Source organism: Diaphorobacter sp. B2A2W2, from assembly GCF_056730635.1.
Genome location: NZ_JBWZOR010000005.1, coordinates 203,782 through 222,687, shown reverse-complemented (window position 1 = coordinate 222,687; position 18,906 = coordinate 203,782). Strand labels below are relative to the sequence as shown.

Annotated in this window: 18 protein-coding genes; 3 read left to right on the top strand and 15 right to left on the bottom strand. The window is 66.3% G+C overall.

Translation table 11 applies throughout. From position 1 onward, the window contains the following. Window positions 1-75 precede the first annotated feature (75 nt). A complete protein-coding gene (acnB, locus tag AC1PPL_RS11435; RefSeq protein ID WP_015913697.1) occupies window positions 76-2,667 on the top strand; it encodes a bifunctional aconitate hydratase 2/2-methylisocitrate dehydratase in 2,592 nt (863 codons plus the stop codon). 219 nt (window positions 2,668-2,886) lie between these two features. Here the strand turns inward: acnB and AC1PPL_RS11430 are convergent, their stop codons facing one another. Then, window positions 2,887-3,702, bottom strand: a complete 816-nt coding sequence (locus tag AC1PPL_RS11430; RefSeq protein ID WP_287951761.1) for an MmyB family transcriptional regulator — start codon at window positions 3,700-3,702, stop codon at window positions 2,887-2,889. 105 nt (window positions 3,703-3,807) lie between these two features. Here AC1PPL_RS11430 and AC1PPL_RS11425 point away from each other — a divergent pair, with 105 nt between their 5' ends. Next, on the top strand, window positions 3,808-4,239 hold the full coding sequence (locus AC1PPL_RS11425; protein ID WP_011805941.1) for a hypothetical protein: 432 nt from the start codon (window positions 3,808-3,810) through the stop codon (window positions 4,237-4,239). Window positions 4,240-4,246: 7 nt separating this feature from the next. Here AC1PPL_RS11425 and AC1PPL_RS11420 read toward each other — a convergent pair whose 3' ends face one another. From AC1PPL_RS11420 to cyoA, 10 genes are all read right to left on the bottom strand, one after another. Then, window positions 4,247-5,131, bottom strand: a complete 885-nt coding sequence (locus AC1PPL_RS11420) for a plasmid replication/partition related protein (protein WP_479973297.1) — start codon at window positions 5,129-5,131, stop codon at window positions 4,247-4,249. 148 nt (window positions 5,132-5,279) lie between these two features. After that, the gene (gene trhP / locus AC1PPL_RS11415) at window positions 5,280-6,656 is read right to left on the bottom strand and encodes a prephenate-dependent tRNA uridine(34) hydroxylase TrhP (protein ID WP_015913693.1); all 1,377 of its coding nucleotides are present in this window, start codon (window positions 6,654-6,656) and stop codon (window positions 5,280-5,282) included. A gap of 317 nt (window positions 6,657-6,973) precedes the next feature. Beyond that, window positions 6,974-7,618: a glutathione S-transferase family protein gene (locus AC1PPL_RS11410; protein ID WP_479973296.1), complete on the bottom strand. Its 645-nt coding sequence runs from the start codon at window positions 7,616-7,618 to the stop codon at window positions 6,974-6,976. A gap of 111 nt (window positions 7,619-7,729) precedes the next feature. Beyond that, window positions 7,730-8,263, bottom strand: coding sequence for a response regulator transcription factor (locus tag AC1PPL_RS11405; RefSeq protein WP_312129303.1), 534 nt, complete (start codon window positions 8,261-8,263; stop codon window positions 7,730-7,732). Beyond that, window positions 8,253-9,596 (bottom strand): ATP-binding protein, encoded by a 1,344-nt coding sequence (locus AC1PPL_RS11400; RefSeq protein WP_479973295.1) that lies wholly within the window; start codon window positions 9,594-9,596, stop codon window positions 8,253-8,255. The genes AC1PPL_RS11405 and AC1PPL_RS11400 overlap by 11 nt, the downstream gene beginning before the upstream one ends. Continuing rightward, window positions 9,593-10,402, bottom strand: a complete 810-nt coding sequence (locus AC1PPL_RS11395; protein WP_479973306.1) for an SURF1 family protein — start codon at window positions 10,400-10,402, stop codon at window positions 9,593-9,595. The genes AC1PPL_RS11400 and AC1PPL_RS11395 overlap by 4 nt, the downstream gene beginning before the upstream one ends. Window positions 10,403-10,413: 11 nt before the next feature. Continuing rightward, window positions 10,414-10,833 carry a cytochrome o ubiquinol oxidase subunit IV gene (gene cyoD / locus AC1PPL_RS11390; RefSeq protein WP_287741611.1) on the bottom strand — a complete coding sequence of 140 codons (420 nt, stop codon included), beginning with the start codon at window positions 10,831-10,833 and terminating at the stop codon, window positions 10,414-10,416. Next, window positions 10,834-11,469, bottom strand: coding sequence for a cytochrome o ubiquinol oxidase subunit III (cyoC, locus tag AC1PPL_RS11385; protein ID WP_015913688.1), 636 nt, complete (start codon window positions 11,467-11,469; stop codon window positions 10,834-10,836). Beyond that, window positions 11,462-13,468: a cytochrome o ubiquinol oxidase subunit I gene (gene cyoB / locus AC1PPL_RS11380; protein WP_088886442.1), complete on the bottom strand. Its 2,007-nt coding sequence runs from the start codon at window positions 13,466-13,468 to the stop codon at window positions 11,462-11,464. The genes cyoC and cyoB overlap by 8 nt, the downstream gene beginning before the upstream one ends. 61 nt (window positions 13,469-13,529) lie before the next feature. Beyond that, a complete protein-coding gene (gene cyoA, locus AC1PPL_RS11375) occupies window positions 13,530-14,579 on the bottom strand; it encodes a ubiquinol oxidase subunit II (protein ID WP_015913686.1) in 1,050 nt (349 codons plus the stop codon). A gap of 317 nt (window positions 14,580-14,896) precedes the next feature. On the opposite strand from cyoA, the gene AC1PPL_RS11370 reads away from it, so the two are divergent. Further along, a complete protein-coding gene (locus tag AC1PPL_RS11370) occupies window positions 14,897-16,228 on the top strand; it encodes an MFS transporter (protein ID WP_479973294.1) in 1,332 nt (443 codons plus the stop codon). Between the two features lie 122 nt (window positions 16,229-16,350). Here the strand turns inward: AC1PPL_RS11370 and tolA are convergent, their stop codons facing one another. The 4 genes from tolA to AC1PPL_RS11350 are packed head-to-tail and all read right to left on the bottom strand — an operon-like array spanning window position 16,351 to window position 18,905. Beyond that, on the bottom strand, window positions 16,351-17,322 hold the full coding sequence (gene tolA / locus AC1PPL_RS11365; protein WP_011805929.1) for a cell envelope integrity protein TolA: 972 nt from the start codon (window positions 17,320-17,322) through the stop codon (window positions 16,351-16,353). Between the two features lie 21 nt (window positions 17,323-17,343). Continuing rightward, window positions 17,344-17,769, bottom strand: a complete 426-nt coding sequence (locus tag AC1PPL_RS11360; RefSeq protein ID WP_011805928.1) for an ExbD/TolR family protein — start codon at window positions 17,767-17,769, stop codon at window positions 17,344-17,346. A gap of 12 nt (window positions 17,770-17,781) precedes the next feature. Further along, window positions 17,782-18,483, bottom strand: a complete 702-nt coding sequence (tolQ, locus tag AC1PPL_RS11355) for a protein TolQ (RefSeq protein ID WP_479973293.1) — start codon at window positions 18,481-18,483, stop codon at window positions 17,782-17,784. Next, window positions 18,480-18,905, bottom strand: a complete 426-nt coding sequence (locus AC1PPL_RS11350) for a YbgC/FadM family acyl-CoA thioesterase (RefSeq protein ID WP_011805926.1) — start codon at window positions 18,903-18,905, stop codon at window positions 18,480-18,482. The genes tolQ and AC1PPL_RS11350 overlap by 4 nt, the downstream gene beginning before the upstream one ends. Window position 18,906: the final 1 nt, after the last annotated feature.

Genomic DNA, 18,906 nt, shown 5'->3' with positions numbered 1-18,906 from the left:
CTGCCGTGTGCGCTACTGTGGCCGGCCGGTTGTCGCCCCACTTTGAAAACCTAGACTATCCCGGAGAAAGAAGACATGTTGAAAGCCTACCGCGACCATGTGGCCGAGCGCGCTGCATTGGGCATCCCGCCGCTGCCGCTCGATGCCAAGCAGACGGCCGAACTGATCGAGCTGATCAAGAACCCGCCCGCTGGCGAGGAGGCTTTCCTGGTGGACCTGCTGACCCACCGCGTGCCGCCGGGGGTGGACGACGCTGCCAAGGTCAAGGCGTCCTTCCTCGCGGCCGTCGCCCATGGCGACATCACGGTCGGCCTGATTTCCAAGGCCAAGGCCACCGAGCTGCTGGGCACCATGGTGGGTGGCTACAACGTGCACCCGCTGATCGAGCTGCTGGACGACGCCGAAGTCGCTTCCGTGGCTGCCGAAGCGCTGAAGAAGACGCTGCTGATGTTCGACTTCTTCAACGACGTGGCCGCCAAGGCCAAGGCCGGCAACGCCAAGGCCCAGGAGGTCATGCAGAGCTGGGCCAATGCCGAGTGGTTCACCAGCCGCCCCAAGGTCGAGCAAAAGATCACCGTCACCGTGTTCAAGGTGCCCGGCGAGACCAACACCGACGACCTGTCGCCCGCGCCTGACGCCTGGAGCCGCCCCGACATCCCGCTGCACTACCTGGCGATGCTGAAGAACACGCGCCCCGACGCAGCCTTCAAGCCCGAGGAAGACGGCAAGCGCGGCCCGATGCAGTTCATCGAGGACCTGAAGAAGAAGGGCCATCTGGTCGCCTACGTGGGTGACGTGGTGGGTACCGGCTCGTCGCGCAAGTCCGCCACCAACTCCATCATCTGGGGCACGGGCGTGGACATTCCCTTCGTGCCCAACAAGCGCTTTGGTGGCGTGACGCTGGGCGGCAAGATCGCTCCCATCTTCTTCAACACGCAGGAAGACTCGGGCGCTCTGCCGATCGAAGTGGACGTTTCCAAGCTGGAGATGGGCGACGTGATCGATGTGCTGCCCTACGACGGCAAGATCGTGAAGAACGGCGAGACCGTGGCCGAGTTCGCGCTCAAGTCCGACGTGCTGCTGGACGAGGTGCAGGCCGGCGGCCGCATCAACCTGATCATCGGCCGCTCGCTCACCGCCAAGGCGCGTGAGTTCCTGGGCCTGCCCGCTTCGACCGCGTTCCGCCTGCCCCAGGCACCGGCGGCGTCCAATGCCGGTTTCACACTGGCCCAGAAGATGGTCGGCCGCGCCTGCGGCCTGCCCGAAGGCCAGGGCATCCGCCCGGGCACGTACTGTGAGCCCAAGATGACCACCGTGGGCAGCCAGGACACCACTGGCCCCATGACGCGTGACGAACTGAAGGACCTGGCCTGCCTGGGCTTCTCGGCCGATCTGGTGATGCAGTCCTTCTGCCACACCGCTGCCTACCCCAAGCCCGTGGACGTGAAGACGCACCGCGAACTGCCGGCCTTCATCAGCAACCGCGGCGGCGTGGCTCTGCGCCCCGGCGACGGCGTGATCCACAGCTGGCTCAACCGCCTGCTGCTGCCTGACACCGTGGGCACCGGCGGTGACTCGCACACCCGCTTCCCCATCGGCATTTCCTTCCCCGCAGGCTCGGGCCTCGTGGCTTTCGGCGCTGCCACCGGCGTGATGCCGCTGGACATGCCCGAGTCGGTGCTGGTGCGCTTCAAGGGTGAGATGCAGCCCGGCGTGACGCTGCGCGACCTGGTGCACGCGATCCCGCTGTACGCCATCAAGGCGGGCCTGCTGACCGTGGCCAAGGCCGGCAAGAAGAACATCTTCTCGGGCAAGATCCTCGAAATCGAGGGCCTGCCGGACCTGAAGGTGGAGCAAGCCTTCGAGCTGTCCGACGCCTCAGCCGAGCGTTCCGCCGCCGGCTGCACGATCAAGCTCAACCCCGAGCCGATCAAGGAGTACCTGCGCTCCAACATCGTGCTGATGAAGAACATGATCGCCGACGGTTACCAGGACGCGAAGACGCTGCAGCGCCGCATCGAGAAGGTGGAAGCCTGGCTCGCCAAGCCCGACCTGCTCGAAGCCGACAAGGACGCCGAATACGCCGCCGTGATCGAGATCGACCTGGCCGACATCAAGGAACCCATCGTCTGCTGCCCGAACGATCCGGACGATGCCAAGTTCCTGTCCGAAGTGGCCGGCACCAAGATTGACGAGGCCTTCATCGGCTCGTGCATGACCAACATCGGCCACTTCCGCGCAGCGGCCAAGCTGCTGGGCGGCCAGCGCGACATTCCGGTCAAGCTGTGGGTGGCTCCGCCTACCAAGATGGACCAGAACGAGCTGATCAAGGAAGGCCACTACGCTGCCTTCGGCACGGCCGGCGCGCGCACCGAAATGCCCGGCTGCTCGCTGTGCATGGGCAACCAGGCGCAGGTGCGTGAAGGTGCGACGGTGATTTCCACCTCCACCCGCAACTTCCCTAACCGCCTGGGCAAGAACACCAACGTGTTCCTGGGCTCGGCCGAGCTGGCCGCCATCGCCTCGCGCCTGGGCAAGCTGCCCACGAAGGAGGAATACCTCCAGGAAATGGGCGTGATCGATGCCGACAAGGCCAGCGTGTACCGCTACATGAACTTCGACCAGATTGAGGAATATGCAGAGGTCGCCAAGGGCGTGACGGCCTGATCGCCGGCTGAGGCCCGGGCCGCGGCGCGGCCCCTCCCGTCAACCCCCGCAGGGCGCATGCCTGGCGGGGGTTTTCTTTTGCTCATTAATTAATAGCTGCTGGCGCTTGTTGGTGCTGCGCTAGCGGCCAATTTCACTTAAATACTCGCGCCGCGCGTGCCGCGCGTCGGGGGATGTCGCACGCCGAGACCGTGGTCACGACCCGGGAGACGGTGCCGTTCAGGCCGCGGCCAGCGCGCGCAGTGCGGCGGCGCTGGCGTCGTCGGCGGGGAAGAACGTTTCCAGCGCCAGCTCCTGCAGCGTCACGTCGACGGGCGAGCCGAACACCGTGGTGGTGCTCACCAGCTGGAGCGTGCCGGCCGGCGTGCGGAACTCGAACGGCATGAGCACGCCCAGGTGCTCGCCCGGCAGCGGCGGGCTGGCAGGCGGCAAAGGGTAGGCCTGCAGTTCCTGCAGCAGGGCGGCCAGCACCGGGTCGCTGCTCTCGTGGATCTGCTGGCGCAACCGCTCCAGCAGGTGCGCGCGCCATTGCTCCAGGTTGGCGATGCGCGGTGCCAGGCCCCCCGGGTGCAGGCTGAGGCGCAGCACGTTCACGGGCGGCTGCAGCAGCTCGGCGTCCACGCCGGACAGCAGCAGGGGTACGATGCGGTTGGCCATGAGCAGGTTCCAGTGCCGGTCCATCGCCAGCGCCGGCCAGGGTTCGTGGCAGTCCAGGATGCGCTGCACCGCCGCGCGCGCATCGGCCATCTCGGGCGCATCGAGCGGGCGTTCGCGATACATCGGGGCATAGCCCGCGGCCACCAGCAGCGCGTTGCGCTCGCGCAGGGGCACGTCCAGGCGATGGGCCAGGCGCAGCACCATGTCGCGGCTGGGGCTGGCGCGGCCCGTTTCCACGCAGCTCAGGTGGCGCGTAGACACCTCGGCTGCGTGTGCCAGGTCCAGTTGGCTCAAGCGCCGGCGCTGGCGCCAGTGGCGCAGGCGTTCTCCAAAAGGTGCGGGTGTCGATAGGGCGGGAGCGTGGTGCATGGCCTGCATGGTAGGGCCGGCTGCGCGGCGTGGGCATGACCTGTCAGGTCATGGACGCGCAGCCGCCGCGTGCCGACGATGCAGGCCATGTTCAACCCCTCAGGAGATCACACCATGGCCTTCATCGATGCTTTCACGTCCCCCGGCGGCCTGCGCCGCGTGCTCTGGGCCGATGCCGCCGCAGGCGCCGGCATGGCGGCGCTGCACCTGGCGGCGGCAGCGCCGCTGGCTGAATGGCTGGGCATGTCGCCCCGGTTGCTGTTGGCCAGCGGCTGGCTGCTGCTGCCTTTCGTGCTGCTGGCCGGGTCGCTGGCCCTGCGGCGCGAGGCAGCCGGCGGCGCGCTGGCGCTGCTGGTGGCGGGCAATTTCCTGTGGGTGCTGGCCAGCGCAGTGGTGCTGTGGGGCACGACGTGGGTGACCGGCGGCTGGGGCCAGGCCTATGTGGCCGTGCAGGCGGTGGCTGTGCTGGCCCTGGCGGAACTGCAGTGGATGGCGCTGCGCCGCGCACGCGTGGCGGTGCAGGGCGTGCGCGCGGCGGTCTCCTGACGGGCGCTCAGCCCTGCTCGGCCAGCAGGTCTTGCAGGGCCTTGACCTGTTGGCGCAGGCGCTCGTTTTCGGCCTCGAGTTCCGCCACGCGCTGCTGCAGCTTTGCGGTGTCGGGGGCGGCCGTCGATTCCGGCCCGGCGGTGCCGTCGGCCTCCGTTGCAGTGGCATCGGCCTTTGGTTTCTTCTTGCCGTCGCGCACGCGCTTGGCGGCCTGCTTGAGTTCCTGCGCACCGCCGGCCGCGGCGCTCTTTTGCTCGTCCACCGGCAGGGTGGCCACCACGGCTGCGGCGTTCAAGGACAGTTCGCCCGACTTGACGGCGGCCACCACTTCCGGCGCTGCGTTCTGGTGGATGGTCTCGATGGCCTTGACCTGGGCGGCCGTCAGGCGGGCGGCGCGGGCCAGGGCCTCGCGCGTGTCCAGCGCGTCTTCGGGCACCTTGGGCACGCTGGCCAGCGCCTGGGCGACGACCGGGTCGGTGTCACCCTCCCAGGGGGCCTGCTCGGGTGCCTGGGCGGCCTCGGCCTTGGCAGCCACCACGGCGGCAGCGGCTGCGGCGCGGCGCTCGGCAATGATCTCGCGCTTGCGCAGTGCCAGCACGCCGCGCTGGAACTCCGATACGCTGCGCCGCCCCAGGTGCTGGTCGATCATCCACAGGTGCACGTCCTCCATGTTCTGAAAGCGGGTGTTCTGCACCGTCTGGAAGGGCAGGCCGTGCTTGTGGCAGATGCCGAAGCGGTTGTGGCCGTCCACGAGGATGTTGCCCCACAGCACCAGCGCGTCGCGGCAGCCCTCTGCGAGGATGCTGCGCTCCAGCGCGTCGTGCTCTTCGGGCGTGAGCGGGTCGATGTAGGCCTTGAGTTCGGGCAGGACGACGATGTCTTCAGGATTCATGGGTTCTTGGTATGGGGCGGGGCAAGAAATGGGCAAAGGCCCCGCCGGGGCCTTTGCAAAAAGAGGAGCTGCTCACGCTTGATGGCTGGGCGTTTCAGTATCAAATCTACCTGAAACGCCCTGTGGACGGGCGCTGCCAGCTATGGTTTCAGGAAGGTTGCAGCAATCGCGCGATGAGCGCGCCTTCCACCGGGCCGTCGATCGGAATGCGCACACGCAGCGGATTGCCCGGCGCCACCTGCACGCTTTCGCCGTCCAGGTTGAACATCTGCGTGAGCTGCACCGTGCGGTTGCCGCTGGGGTGGATCACCTCCAGCGTGTCGCCCACGGCGAAGCGGTTCATGGTCTCGACCTCGGCCATGCCGTCGGCGTAGCCGCGCACCTGGCCGACAAAGTGGGCGCGCTGCAGCACGCTGTTGCCGGTCTCGTAGTTCTGGTAGTCGTTGGCCGGGCGGCGCTCCAGCAGGCCGCCGGTGTAGCCGCGGTTGGCCAGGCCTTCCAGCTCGGTGATCAGGTGCGGGTTGAACGGGCGGCCCGCCACCGCGTCGTCGATCGCGCGGCGGTACACCTGGGCGGTACGCGCCACGTAGTACAGGCTCTTGGTGCGGCCCTCGATCTTGAGCGAATCCACGCCGATCTTCACTAGGCGCTCCACATGCTCCACGGCGCGCAGGTCCTTGGAGTTCATGATGTAGGTGCCGTGCTCATCTTCCATGATGGGCATGAGCTCGCCGGGGCGGCCGATCTCCTCGATCAGGTAGACCTGGTCGGCCTTGGGGTGGCGCTGGCCGCTACCGCAGGTGCTGGTGAACTGGCTGTCGGCTTCCTCGCGCGCCTGTTCGAAGTTGAAACCCTGCTCCATGGACGTGGCCAGCGCTTCGCCGGTGTTGGGGTCCACCGCCGCGTCGTGGGTCTTGTATTCCCAGCGGCAGGCGTTGGTGCAGGTGCCCTGGTTGGGGTCGCGCCGGTTGAAGTAGCCGCTGAGCAGGCAGCGGCCCGAGTAGGCAATGCACAGCGCGCCGTGCACGAAGACCTCGATCTCCATGTCAGGGCATTCCTGGCGGATCTTCTCGATCTCGTCCAGGCTCAGTTCGCGCGAGAGGATGATGCGCGACACGCCGGCTTTCTGCCAGAACTTCACCGTGGCGTAGTTGGTGGTATTGGCCTGCACCGAGAGGTGGATCTCGGTCTCGGGCCACTTTTCCTTCACCATCATGATCAGGCCGGGGTCGGCCATGATGAAGGCGTCGGGCTTGCACTCGATGACAGGCTCGATGTCGCGCAGGTAGGTGCGCACCTTGTCGTTGTGCGCGATCAGGTTGCTGGTGACGAAAAACTTCTTGCCCCGCGCGTGCGCCTCCTGGATGCCCTGGGCGATCTGCTCCAGGCGGAACTCGTTGTTGCGCGCACGCAGGCTGTAGCGCGGCTGGCCGGCGTAGATGGCGTCGGCGCCGAAGTCGTACGCCGCACGCATCTTGTCGAGCGAGCCGGCGGGCAGCAGCAGTTCGGGGGCTTTGAGGGTCATAGCCTGCAATTTTCGCTGATGTGCGGGGTGAGGGTGGGGCGCGTGGGTAATGACCGGGTTGGGGTCTTTGGGGCGGTTGCTTTGCGTTGTCGGTGGGTGGCAGTTGGGAGGATTAGGAGGGGTGTGTGACGTAGGGTTGAGAGGCTGGGGCGAGAGCGGACTGCTCGCCGGTGGCGGAGTTTGGCCCCCAGCAGCTTGTGCCGGACGCGAATCCGACGCCACGAACCGTGGCTCAACGCCGCGTGCGGCCTTCCCTTGGATGCCATGAACAGGTATATCCAAGACGAGGGCCTGTTCACATTCCATGCCAACAGGCCCTAGCTTCGTGGCATCGCCTCGAAATCGCTCGGGGCGGCGGCGCGGAAGGCGGGCAGCGCTTCACAGTGTTCGGCCAGTGAGATCAGCGCGGCGTGGGCGGACGGTGACAGCACTTCATCCATCCGGTCCTGCATGTACCAGATCAGCGTGGTGATCATCACATCGGCATGGGTGAGTGCCGCCCCGCAGGCATACGGTGTGGCAAGGCGTTTGGTCAGTTCGTCGAGACCAGCGCGTGCCTGGCCAAGGCAGCGATCCAGCCAGACGGCGCTGCGGTGTTCGGGGGGGTGAAAGTGCCTCTCGTACACCACAGCCGCGACCTTTTCGAGGGTGCCTTGCGCCAGTGCCGTCATCTGGAGAACGCGCCGGCGTTGGGTGCCGGAGCGGGGGATCAGCGCCGCGTCGCCTGCCTGCTCATCGAGATGATCCAGGATGGATGCGCTGTCGATCAGCACTTCGCCATCGTCGAGGACGAGGGCCGGGATGCGGGTCAGCGGGCTGATCCTCCCGATTGCTGCCGCATCGCCAAAGATGGATCGCGTATCGCGGGTGAAGGGGATGCCGTAGTGATGCAGCGCGATGGCGACGCGGCGCGTGACGGGGCTGTCATATTGGCCGACGAGGATCATGGGCAGGTCTTCCATCTCAAACAACGCGGTTAGAGGATCCTGAATGTATACGGCGACAGCCTCCCCATCAGCTGCCCTTCGTAAAGGCAGGCTCTGGCCGATGACAGCCCATGCGCGCTCAATGCGCTAAACCCGCCGCTTGTCCAGCTTGCGCGTGAGTGTACGGCGGTGCATGCCCAGGCGGCGCGCGGCCTCGGAGATGTTGAAGCCGGTCTCGGCCAGCACTTCGTGGATGCGCTCCCATTCCAGCGTCTTGATGGAGCTGGCGCGGTTGGTCAGTTCGACGTCGGCATTGCCTTCGGTAAGGCCGAAGGCGGCCTCGATATCGTCGGTGTTCGATGGCTTGGCCAGGTAGTGGCAGGCACCCAGCTTTACGGCCTCGACGGCGGTGGCAATGCTGGCGTAGCCCGTGAGCACGACGATGAGCATGTCCGGGTTGGCCGCGTGCAATGCCCGAACGCAGGCCAGGCCTGTGGCCTCGCCCTTGAGCTTGAGGTCCACGACGGCATAGTCGGGTGTGTGCCCGGCCAGCAGTGCTTCGGCCTGTGCCAGGCTGTCGGCGTGCAGCACGCGGTAGCCGCGCCGCTCGAACGAACGGCCCAGCGTGCGCGCGAAGGCCTCGTCGTCTTCCACGATGAGCAGCAAGCGTTCAGCGTCCATGGTGCGTGGGTGTCTCCTGCAACGCAATCGCGGCCAGCGGCAGCGTGATCGTGACCTGGGCGCCGCCGCCCGGAAGGTTGCGTGCCTGCACGGTGCCCCCCAGGGTGCGCGCCACGTTCATTGCCAGGAACAGGCCCAGCCCGCCGCCGGGGCGGCCCTTGCTGGACTGGTAGGGCTTGCCGAACTGCGACAGCATGGCCGGCGCGAAGCCGGGGCCATTGTCTGTGACGGTAATGCGCAGCAGGTCTTGATCACGCTCGGCCACCAGGCCGACCCGGTGGGGCGATGCGTCGCGGGCATTGTCCAACACATTGAAAACCATTTGCTGCAGCGTGACATCGGACACCATAGGGGTGTCCTGGCCGAAGCGGTTGTCATAAGTGAATTCGTCAACCGAGCGCGTGGCCTGCCACTCGCTGGCGAGTGAGTCCAGGAACTGGCACACGGTGGTCTGCGCCGATGCCTCGCCGCGCGTCTCGCCGGCGGACATCAGGATGCCGCTGACGATGGTCTTGCAGCGCTGCACCTGCGCCTGCATCTCGGCCACGTCTTCCTGCAGCGCGGTGTTGGCGGCCAATGCAGGATCACGCTTCCAGTCCCCCAAGATCACCGCCATGGTGGCCAGCGGCGTGCCCAGCTCATGGGCAGCGCCTGAAGCCAGCAGCCCCATGCGCACCACGTGCTCTTCCTCGGCGGCGCGTTGGCGTATGGCGGCCAGACGCGCGTCCCGCTGGCGCAGGTTCTGGCCGATACGGCTGATGAAGATCACCACCAGCGCCGCGTTGAGCATGAAGCACACCAGCAGGCCCAGCACGTAGGGGCTGCCCAGCCCGCGCGCGAAGTCGGGCGCCAGTTGCAATGGCACGCTGTAATGCGCCAGCAGCGCAAAGCAGGCTGCGGTGACGAGCACCATGGTCCAGATGTAGGCGCTGCGCAGCAGCGCCGCGCCCAGCGCCACCTGCAGCAGGTACAGAAAGACGAATGGGTTGCGGATGCCCCCGCTCAGATACAGCTGCACGGTGAGCACGGCCACGTCCACCAGCAGCGCCAGGAACAGCTCCACATTGCGCACGCCGCGGCCGGTGCGCCAGCGCACGAAGCTCACCGCGTTGTAGAGCACCAGGCAGCCCACGACCATGAGCATCTCGCGCAGGGGCAGGGGAAGCTGCAGCACGTAGTGCGCCACCTCGATGGTGAACACCTGGCCCACCACGGCGATCCAGCGCAACTGGATGAGCTGGTGCAGGTTTTTCAGCCCGGCCGCGGCATCGGCCGAGCGCGCCTTCAGGGCGGGCGGGGAGGAGGAGGGGGTGGAGTTTGCGGATGCGGTCATCGGGAGCGCGAGGTGGCACGCAGGCGAAGCTCGTAGCGTGCCACATACGCAGCCGCTGCCGCCACCATGACGGCCAGCCCGAACCAGGTGATGGCATACACCAGGTGGCTGTTGTGGAAGCGAACCACCGTCAGTCCCGGGCGGGGCCAGGGACCGGCGGTGGTGGAAGTCTCGGCATCCATCGGCGCTGGGGCGTTCGCGTCGGGAATGCCCGCGTCGATGAAAAACGGGGCCGCGGCGTCCAGGCCCTGCGCCTGGGCGATGGCCGCCACGTCGCGCGAATGCCAGCGCTGCGCCCCGGGGTCGTTGCGGCGCAGGAAGCCGCCTCCGGGCTCGCTCATGCGCAACAGGCCCTGCAGCTGTACGGCTTCGCCTTCCTGCATGCCGGGGCCGCCAGCGGCCCACTGGGCGCGCTGCGCCTGGGGGATGAAGCCGCGGTTGACGAGCACCTGGCCGCCGCCGTCCAGCTGCAGCGGGGTCATGACCCAGAAACCCGCGCCGAGCGCCGTGGTGGCCTGGGTCAGTACGGTTTTGCTGGCCAGCCAGTGACCCTCAGCCTGCACAGGCTGGTATTCAAAGCCAGCCGCATCCACGCCAGGCCACTGCGCGCGCGCGGGCAGCGGCACGGGCGCGGCATGCAGACGCTGCTCTACGCGTTCCATCAGGGCCAGCTTCCAGGTGCGCCTCTCCACCTGCCACCAGCCGAGGGCACAGAACACAACGAACAAGGCGATGCCCGCCAGAGCGAGCACCGCCATCGTCAGGTTGGAGTGCGCGCGGGTGCGCTGCGGCTCCGGGGCGTGCATGGTCGGATCGGTCAAGGCGCCTTCGGTTGGTGTGCCTCGCTGCCCTGGTGCTGTGCGGCCATGGGGTTGGCGTGCGCGGGCATCATGTTGGCGTTCATGTGGAACATGACCCACAACGTGCCGATGATGGTCACTGCCAGGAACACGATGGTGAAGATGGTGGACAGCATCGTCCAGCCGCCCTGGATCTTGCCGTTCATGTGCAGGAAGTACACCATGTGCACCACTACCTGGACCATGGCGAAGACGCCCAGCACCAGCACGGCGGTGGTGCGGTTCTGGATCACGTCGGCCATGACCAGCCAGAACGGGATCACGGTGAGGATCACTGCGAGGATGAAGCCCTTGACGTAGTCCCCCTTGGTGACGTGCAGGTCGTCATGGTCGTGGCCATGGTCGTCGTGGCCGGCGTGAATTTCGTGTGCGCTCATTTACAGCACCCCCATCAGGTACACAAAGGTGAAGACGCCGATCCAGACCACGTCCAGGAAGTGCCAGAACATGGACAGGCAGTTCAGGCGGCGCTTGTTTTCATGGATCAGGCCGTGCTTGCTGATCTGAATCATCAATGTCACCAGCCAGATCAGGCCGAAGGTCACGTGCAGTCCGTGCGTGCCCACCAGCGTGAAGAAGGCCGACAGGAACGCGCTGCGCTGGGGTGTCGCGCCCTGGTGGATCAGGTGTGCGAACTCGTACAGCTCCACGCCCAGGAAGGCCAGGCCCAGCAGGCCGGTGACGGCCAGCCAAGCCAGCGTGCCGCGTGCGTTGCCCGCCTGCTTTTGCAGCATGGCAAAGCCGAAGGTGATGGACGACGTCAGCAGGAAGGCCGTGTTGATGGCTACCAGAGACAAGTCGAACAGCTGCGCGCCCGTGGGGCCCGCGGCGTAGCTGCGGCCCAGCACGCCGTACGTGGCGAACAGCGCTGCGAAGATGAGACAGTCGCTCATCAGGTAGAGCCAGAAGCCCAGGGACGTGCCGTTCTCGGGGTGGGGCTCATGCGCGAGGTGATACTCGCGCGGTGCCAGGGCGGCGGTGCCGCCCGCTTGGAGGGTGTGCGTATTAGACATGGGCTGCGGCAAGCTGCTTGGTGCGTGCGTCTTCCGTGGCGGCCACTTCGGCTGCCGGAATGTAGTAGTCACGCTTGTAGTTGAAGGTGTGGATGATCGAGGCCAGCACGGTCGCGGCGAACGAGGCGATCGCCAGCGGCCACATGTGCCAGATCATGGCGAAACCGAACACGGTGGACAGCGCGGCGATCACCACGCCGGCGCCAGTGTTGGCGGGCATGTGGACGGGCTGGAAGCCGGTCAGCGGGCGCTTGTAGCCGTGCTTCTTCATGTCCCACCAGGCGTCGATCTCGTGCGCCACGGGCGTGAAGGCGAAGTTGTACTGCGGCGGGGGCGAGGAGGTGGCCCATTCCAGCGTGCGGCCGTCCCAGGGGTCGCCGGTCACGTCGCGCAGCTGGTCGCGCTTGAGGTAGCTCACGAACAATTGGATGAAGAAGCAGGCGATGCCCGCCGCGATCAGGCATACGCCCACCGCGGAGATGATGAACCAGATGTGCAGCGAAGCGTCTTCCACATGGTTGACGCGGCGCGTGATGCCCATCAGGCCCAGGATGTACAGCGGCGTGAACGTGACCCAGAAGCCAGTCAGCCAGAACCAGAACGATGCCTTGCCCCAGGACTCGATCAGGCGGAAACCGAAGGCCTTGGGGAACCAGAAGTTGATGGCAGCGAACACGGCGAACACCACGCCGCCGATGATCACGTTGTGGAAGTGCGCGACCAGGAACAGGCTGTTGTGCAGCACGAAGTCGGCCGGGGGAACGGCCAGCAGCACGCCAGTCATGCCGCCGATGGCGAAGGTGCACATGAAGCCCACCGTCCACAGCATGGGCACGCTGAAGCGGATGCGGCCCTTGTACATGGTGAACAGCCAGTTGAAGATCTTGGCGCCCGTCGGGATCGAGATGATCATCGTCGTGATGCCGAAGAAGGTGTTCACCGTGGCGCCCGAGCCCATGGTGAAGAAGTGGTGCAGCCACACCAGGTACGACAGGATGGTGATACACACCGTGGCGTACACCATGGAGGTGTAGCCGAACAGGCGCTTGCGCGAGAACGTGGCGACGACCTCGGAGAACACGCCGAAGGCCGGCAGCACCAGGATGTAGACCTCGGGGTGGCCCCAGATCCAGATCAGGTTCACGTACAGCATGGAGTTGCCCCCCAGGTCGTTCGTGAAGAAGTTGGTGCCGATGTAGCGGTCCAGCGACATCAGCACCAGCGCTGCCGTCAGCACGGGGAACGAGGCGACGATCAGCGCGTTGGTGCACAGCGCGGTCCAGGTGAACACGGGCATCTTCATCAGATTCATGCCCGGCGCGCGCATCTTGATGATGGTGACGATCAGGTTGATGCCCGACAAGGTGGTGCCCACCCCCGCAATCTGCAGGCCCCAGATGTAATAGTCGAGACCCACGCCAGGGTCCTGCGCCCCGAGGTTGGACAGCGCCAGCCAGCCGGAGGTGGAGAACTCGCCCAGGAACAGCGAGATCATCACCAGCACGGCGCCGCCGGTGGTCATCCAGAAGCTGAAGTTGTTCAGGAAGGGGAACGACACGTCGCGCGCGCCGATCTGCAGCGGCACGAGGTAGTTCATCAGGCCCGTGACGAAGGGCATGGCCACGAAGAAGATCATGATCACGCCGTGGGCCGTGAAGATCTGGTCGTAGTGGTGCGGCGGCAGGTAGCCCATGCTCTCGCCCACGGCCATGGCCTGCTGCAAGCGCATCATCACCGCGTCGGCGAAGCCGCGCAGGAACATGACCAGGCCCAGGATCATGTACATGATGCCGATCTTCTTGTGGTCGATGGAGCAGATCCAGTCGCGCCACAGCGGGCCCCACAGACGGAACTTGGTGAGGCCGGCCAGCATCACGATGCCACCCAGGACCACCGCGATGAAGGTCCACAGCACGATGGGCTCGTGCGCCATCGGGATCGAGTCCCAGGTGATGCGGCCCAACAGCCAGTGGGCTGGGGTAGTTTGTTCAGACAACATATCGAATCTCTTGGCTAATGGGCCCGGCGCCGGCTTGGCGCCCGCGTCGGGTCCGTCAAATTCACTGTTGGGTGGTGGCCTCGGGGAGGGCGGCTGCGGGCTGCAGCGCGGCCAGGATCTGTGGCGCGTTGCCGGCGGTGCATACGTCCTGCGGCAGCGTCAGACCGTTGGCTTTGACGAAGGCTTCGCCGCCGAGCGCGTCGATGGCCATCATGTCGTGCATGCACATCTGCCCGTCTTCCACGCAGCGGTTGAGCACCTTGCCGTACAGGCCGTCTTCCACGGTGGAAAAGCGCTGCACGGGGTCGCGCTGGCTGGGCTTGGCCAGTTGCAGGTAGGTGGTCTTGTCCAGGGGCTTGCCTTCGGTCTTGGCCTTGTCCACCCACTGGGCGAACTCGGCATCGCTCAGGCCGTGGAACTTGAAGGTCATGCCGGAGAAGCCGGGGCCGCTGTAGTGCGAGGCAAGGCCATGGAACACGCCGGGCTTGTTGATGATGGCGTTCAGCTCGGTCTGCATGCCAGGCATGGCGTAGATCATGCCGGCCAGGTCGGGCACGTAGAACGCGTTCATGGTCGACGTGGCGGTGAGCTTGAACAGGATCGGGCGGTCCACAGGCGCGGCCACCTCGTTCACCGTGGCAATGCCCTGCTCGGGGTAGAAGAACAGCCACTTCCAGTCCATGGCCACCACCTGCACTTCCAGCGGTTTGACGTCGGCGGCCAGCGCGCGCTGGGCGTCGATGCGGTCCAGGGGGCGGTAGGGGTCCAGCTTGTGGGTAGCGATCCAGGTCAGCGCGCCCAGGGCAATGATGATCATCAGCGGCACGCTCCAGATCACCAGCTCCAGCGAGGTGGAGTGGTGCCAGTCGGGGTCGTACTCGGCGTCGGTGTTGCCCTGGCGGTACTTCCAGGCGAACAGCAGCGTCAGCAGGATCACCGGCACGATGACGATCAGCATCAGCACCGTGGCAGTCACCACCAGGTTGCCCTGCTGGGCAGCGATATCACCCGCCGGGTTCAATACGACGGCCTTGCTGCAACCAGCCAGGCTGGCTGCGGCCAAAGCCGCGGCGAGCCAGGTGGGCCCGCGGAGTTTCTTCAGTTGGAGCATTGCTAGGCGTGTCAAAAAGCGTGCACGGCCTTGCGTCGCGCGCGCGGGCGCGGGCGCGGCGCTAGGTGTAAACGCGAATTACTGGACGGAGACGAATGTAATACGCCTAGCGCATTTGTCGATTGGACATTTTGTCCAGGGTCAAATTTATGGCGTGATGGCAGGCCGGATGCGGCCTGCAGGCGCGACCATGGCGGCGCGGATGGCTGACTGGGCGTGAGGGTTTTCCCGCGCGGGACGTCAGTGTAAGCGTACTTGTTGACCGCGGGGCTTGCGTGTAGAACGGAGCTGTGTCTGCAAAGCCAAGGAGTACGGTCATGAGTAGCGGTTCCGTCGCATACCCCGTTTACGGCCCCGAGAGCGCGGCATCGCTGTCGCGCGCGCACACCGACGAAGACGTCACCCCGGGCGAGATCGCCGTGGGCGTGATCATCGGGCGCGCGTCGGAGTATTTCGACTTCTTCGTATTCGGGATCGCCTGCGTGCTGGTCTTCCCGTCGCTGTTGTTCCCCTTCATGTCGCGGCTGGACGGCACGCTCATGGCCTTTGCCATCTTTGCCATCGCCTTCATCGCCCGGCCGCTGGGCACCGCCATCTCCATGGCCGTGCAGCGGCGCTGGGGGCGCGGCACCAAGCTGACGCTGGCGCTGTTCCTGCTGGGCGGCTGTACGGTGAGCATGGCCTTCCTGCCCAGCTACCACGTGGCGGGGCTGGCAGCCGCCGGGGCGCTGGCGGTGCTGCGCTTCGGCCAGGGGCTGGCGCTGGGCGGCTCCTGGGACGGGCTACCGTCGCTGCTGGCGATGGCGGCACCGCCGGAGCGCCGGGGTTGGTATTCCATGGTGGGGCAACTGGGCGCGCCCGTGGGGTTTGCATTGGCCGCCGGGTTGTTCGCCTACCTGTACGGTAGCCTCTCCAGCGAAGAATTCCTGGCCTGGGGCTGGCGCTACCCGTTCTGCGTGGCCTTTGCGATCAACGTAGTGGCGCTGTTTGCGCGGCTGCGCCTGGTGGTGGGGCAGTCCTATGCCGAATTGCTGCAAGAGAAGGAACTGGAGCCCGTGGGCGTGGCCCGCGTGATGCGCGAAGAGGGGAGCAATGTGGTGCTGGGCGCCTTTGCGGCACTGGCCAGCTTCGCACTCTTTCACGTGGTGACGGTGTTCCCGCTGTCGTGGTTCGCCCTGTTCTCCGAGCGCTCCATGGCCGAGGTGCTGTGCGTGCAGATCGCCGGCGCATTCCTGGCCATCGGCGCGGTGGTGGTGTCGGGGCGGTTGGCCGACCGCATGGGCCGGCGCAACCTGCTGGGCTCCATGGCCGTGCTGATTGGCCTGTTCAGCCTGGCCACGCCCTGGCTGCTGGGCGGTGGCGCGGTGGGCGGCACGGTGTTCCTGCTGCTGGGCTTCGTGCTGCTGGGCCTGTCGTACGGCCAGGCATCGGGCACGGTGACGGCCAACTTCTCCACCCTGCACCGCTACACCGGGGCGGCACTGTCGTCCGACCTGGCCTGGCTGATCGGCGCGGCCTTCGCGCCGTTGGTGGCTCTGGGGTTGTCGGCACGTTTCGGGCTGGGGGCGGTGACGCTGTATCTGCTGTCGGGCGTGGTCTGCACACTCGGCGCGTTGCGTATCAATCGCCTCATCGAGCAGCGCAGCTGAGTTCCACTGGCTGTCGGTTGTTCTCGAAAATGATAGCTGCCGGCGCTTGTCTCAAATAGGTTTCACAGTGTTTTCAATGTGAAACCGTTGAGGGACAAGCGCAGGCAGCTCTCTTTTTTGCTTCAGTCGCGCGGGCGGAAGCCGATCACCAGGGACGACGGCACGCGGCCGTCCACGTCGCGTGGCAGGGTTTCCGTGCGGTGCAGCGCACGAATCACCGCGTCGTCCCACGCCTTGTTGCCGCTGGACTGGGTGATGCGCGCGCCGACGATGGTGCCGTCCGGAGCGGCGCGCACCTCGACCTCGGCGCGCGGGTTGCCCGAGATGGTGTCGGGATAGACGATGTTGGGGCGTACCTTGGCGGCCACCTTGCCACCGTAGCTGCCCGAGGGGCCGGAGCTGCGCTGCGCGGTGCCCGTGGCGGTCTCGCCGCCCGTGGCGCCTGCCAGCCCCTGCATGCGGCGCAGGTTCTCCTGGCGGCGCGCCTCGGCCTCTTTGGCTTCACGGGCTTCCTCGGCCTTGCGGCGCTTGTCCTCGGCCAGCTTCTTCTGTTTGTCCTGCTCGGCCTTGGCGGCCTTCTCCTTCTCGGCCTTTTCGCGCTCGGCTTTCTCGCGCTCGGCCTTTTGCTGCGCCAGCAGGCGTTCCTTCTTTTCCTGCTCCAGCCGCTCGCGGCGCTCTTCTTCCTTGCGCTCGCGTTCGCGCTTCTCGCGCTCCAGTTGCTGTTCGCGCTTTTTCTTTTCTTCTTCCAGGCGCTTCTTCTGCTGCTGCAGGGCGATGTCGGCCTCGCGCGTGTCGGCTTGCTCCGGACGCGGTGGTGGCGGTGGAGGCGGCGGTGCGGGCGCGGGCTCAGGTGCGGGGGTAGGGGCCGGTGCAGGGGGTGGGGGCGGCTCCACGGCGCGCGGCGCCGCTTGCTGGGGGACGGCGGACCAGAGTTCGGCCTCCACCGCCGGTTGGTCGGAACTGCTCTTCCAGTTCACGCCCCAGGTCAGCGCGCCGATCAGCGCGGCATGGGCGAGTACCGCCAGGGCGATGGCCCGCATGCGTCCGGGCGGGCGGGGCGGGGCAAACTGGTCGCGGTCGTTCGTGGCGTGCATTAGATCGTGTGAAAGTTCTCGTCAGCCGCCGCTCTTTACGGCCAGGGCGACGCGTGCCACGCCCGCCTGTTGCAGCGCAGACATGGCCTTCATCACCGCGTCGTACGACACGTTCTTGTCGGCGCTGATGAGCACGGGTGTGTCCTCTGGCTGGTCCTTGAGCCAGTTCTTGGCGGTGGCGCCCAGGTTCTGCAGCGGCACGGTGCGTTCGTTGCCGTCGGCCTTGAAGCGGATGCTGCCATCCTTGTCGACGATGACGTCCGCGCGCGTCTTGGGCACCTTGGCGCCTTTGCCCACGGAAGGCACGTTCACCGAACTGGGTGTGAGCATGGGCGCGGTCACCATGAAGATGATGAGCAGCACCAGCATCACGTCGATGAACGGCACCATGTTGATCTCGTTCATGGAGCGGCGGCGGGTGCCGCTGCGTGAGGCCATGGCAGGCATATCAGGCTTCCTTTAGTGGCCCGAGGGCGATCCAGGCTGGGCGCCCAGGTTGCGCTGCAGGATGTTGGAAAACTCCTCGATGAAGGTCTCCTGGTGCGTCGCCACGCGGTCGATGTCGCGTGCGAAGCGGTTGTACGCAATCACGGCGGGAATGGCGGCGAACAGGCCGATGGCGGTGGCCACCAGCGCTTCGGCGATGCCGGGCGCCACCGTGGCGAGCGTTACCTGCTCCATGCCAGCGAAGCCGGTGAAGGCGTGCATGATCCCCCAGACGGTGCCGAACAGGCCCACATAGGGCGACACCGAGGCCACCGAGCCAAGGAACGAGAGGCTGGACTCGATCACGTCCATCTCGCGCTGGAAGCTCGCGCGCATGGCGCGGCGCGCGCCGTCCAGCAGTGTGCCGAGGTCGCTGATGCGGCGTTCCCGCAGCTTTTGGTATTCGCGCATGCCGCTGGCGAAAATGCGCTCCATCGGGCCCGCGCTCTTGGCGTTGTGCGTGGCGCTGGCGTACAGGTCATTCAGGCTGGTGCCCGACCAGAAGTCGCGCTCGAAGTCTTCGTTCAGGGCCTTCACGCGCTTGAGTGCGAACAGCTTGCGGAAGATGGCGGCCCAGCTGGCCACGGAAACCGCGAGCAGCAGCAGCATCACCAGCTGCACCACCCAGCTGGCATTGAGCACCAGGCTCAAGATGGACATGTCTTGGGAATTCATGATGAGGAGAGTCGTTCCAAAAGGGACCCCGGAATGCGTGCAGGGCGCATGGTGGCGGCATCCACCCAGCCAATGCGGATGGTGCCTTCGCACAGCAGTGCGGGGGGAGAGTCGGGGATCATCTGCTCTGGTTTCAAGAGCGCCTGCTGCTCGATTGTGAGCGAAGCGCGGCCCCCTTCGCGCAGGCTGGCGGTAACAATCAGTTCATCGTCCAGGCGGGCGGGGCGCAGGTAGCGCAGGCGTGCGTCGGTTACGACAAACATGCCGCCCGTGAGTTCCCGTAATCGTTGCTGGCCCAGGTCCCGCGAGCGCAGCCACTCGGTGCGCGCGCGCTCGAAGAACTTGAGATAGTTGGCATAGAACACGATGCCGCCGGCATCGGTGTCTTCCCAGTAAATGCGAACGGGCCACTCGAAAGCCATG

Excerpts from the sequence above, each read along its gene's own strand:
- acnB (WP_015913697.1), top strand. The coding sequence starts at position 76 with ATGTTGAAAGCCTACCGCGACCATGTGGCCGAGCGCGCTGCATTGGGC.
- AC1PPL_RS11430 (WP_287951761.1), bottom strand. The coding sequence starts at position 3,702 with ATGCAGGCCATGCACCACGCTCCCGCCCTATCGACACCCGCACCTTTT.
- AC1PPL_RS11425 (WP_011805941.1), top strand. The coding sequence starts at position 3,808 with ATGGCCTTCATCGATGCTTTCACGTCCCCCGGCGGCCTGCGCCGCGTG.
- AC1PPL_RS11420 (WP_479973297.1), bottom strand. The coding sequence starts at position 5,131 with ATGAATCCTGAAGACATCGTCGTCCTGCCCGAACTCAAGGCCTACATC.
- trhP (WP_015913693.1), bottom strand. The coding sequence starts at position 6,656 with ATGACCCTCAAAGCCCCCGAACTGCTGCTGCCCGCCGGCTCGCTCGAC.
- AC1PPL_RS11410 (WP_479973296.1), bottom strand. The coding sequence starts at position 7,618 with ATGGAAGACCTGCCCATGATCCTCGTCGGCCAATATGACAGCCCCGTC.
- AC1PPL_RS11405 (WP_312129303.1), bottom strand. The coding sequence starts at position 8,263 with ATGGACGCTGAACGCTTGCTGCTCATCGTGGAAGACGACGAGGCCTTC.
- AC1PPL_RS11400 (WP_479973295.1), bottom strand. The coding sequence starts at position 9,596 with ATGACCGCATCCGCAAACTCCACCCCCTCCTCCTCCCCGCCCGCCCTG.
- AC1PPL_RS11395 (WP_479973306.1), bottom strand. The coding sequence starts at position 10,402 with ATGCACGCCCCGGAGCCGCAGCGCACCCGCGCGCACTCCAACCTGACG.
- cyoD (WP_287741611.1), bottom strand. The coding sequence starts at position 10,833 with ATGAGCGCACACGAAATTCACGCCGGCCACGACGACCATGGCCACGAC.
- cyoC (WP_015913688.1), bottom strand. The coding sequence starts at position 11,469 with ATGTCTAATACGCACACCCTCCAAGCGGGCGGCACCGCCGCCCTGGCA.
- cyoB (WP_088886442.1), bottom strand. The coding sequence starts at position 13,468 with ATGTTGTCTGAACAAACTACCCCAGCCCACTGGCTGTTGGGCCGCATC.
- cyoA (WP_015913686.1), bottom strand. The coding sequence starts at position 14,579 with ATGCTCCAACTGAAGAAACTCCGCGGGCCCACCTGGCTCGCCGCGGCT.
- AC1PPL_RS11370 (WP_479973294.1), top strand. The coding sequence starts at position 14,897 with ATGAGTAGCGGTTCCGTCGCATACCCCGTTTACGGCCCCGAGAGCGCG.
- tolA (WP_011805929.1), bottom strand. The coding sequence starts at position 17,322 with ATGCACGCCACGAACGACCGCGACCAGTTTGCCCCGCCCCGCCCGCCC.
- AC1PPL_RS11360 (WP_011805928.1), bottom strand. The coding sequence starts at position 17,769 with ATGCCTGCCATGGCCTCACGCAGCGGCACCCGCCGCCGCTCCATGAAC.
- tolQ (WP_479973293.1), bottom strand. The coding sequence starts at position 18,483 with ATGAATTCCCAAGACATGTCCATCTTGAGCCTGGTGCTCAATGCCAGC.
- AC1PPL_RS11350 (WP_011805926.1), bottom strand. The coding sequence starts at position 18,905 with ATGGCTTTCGAGTGGCCCGTTCGCATTTACTGGGAAGACACCGATGCC.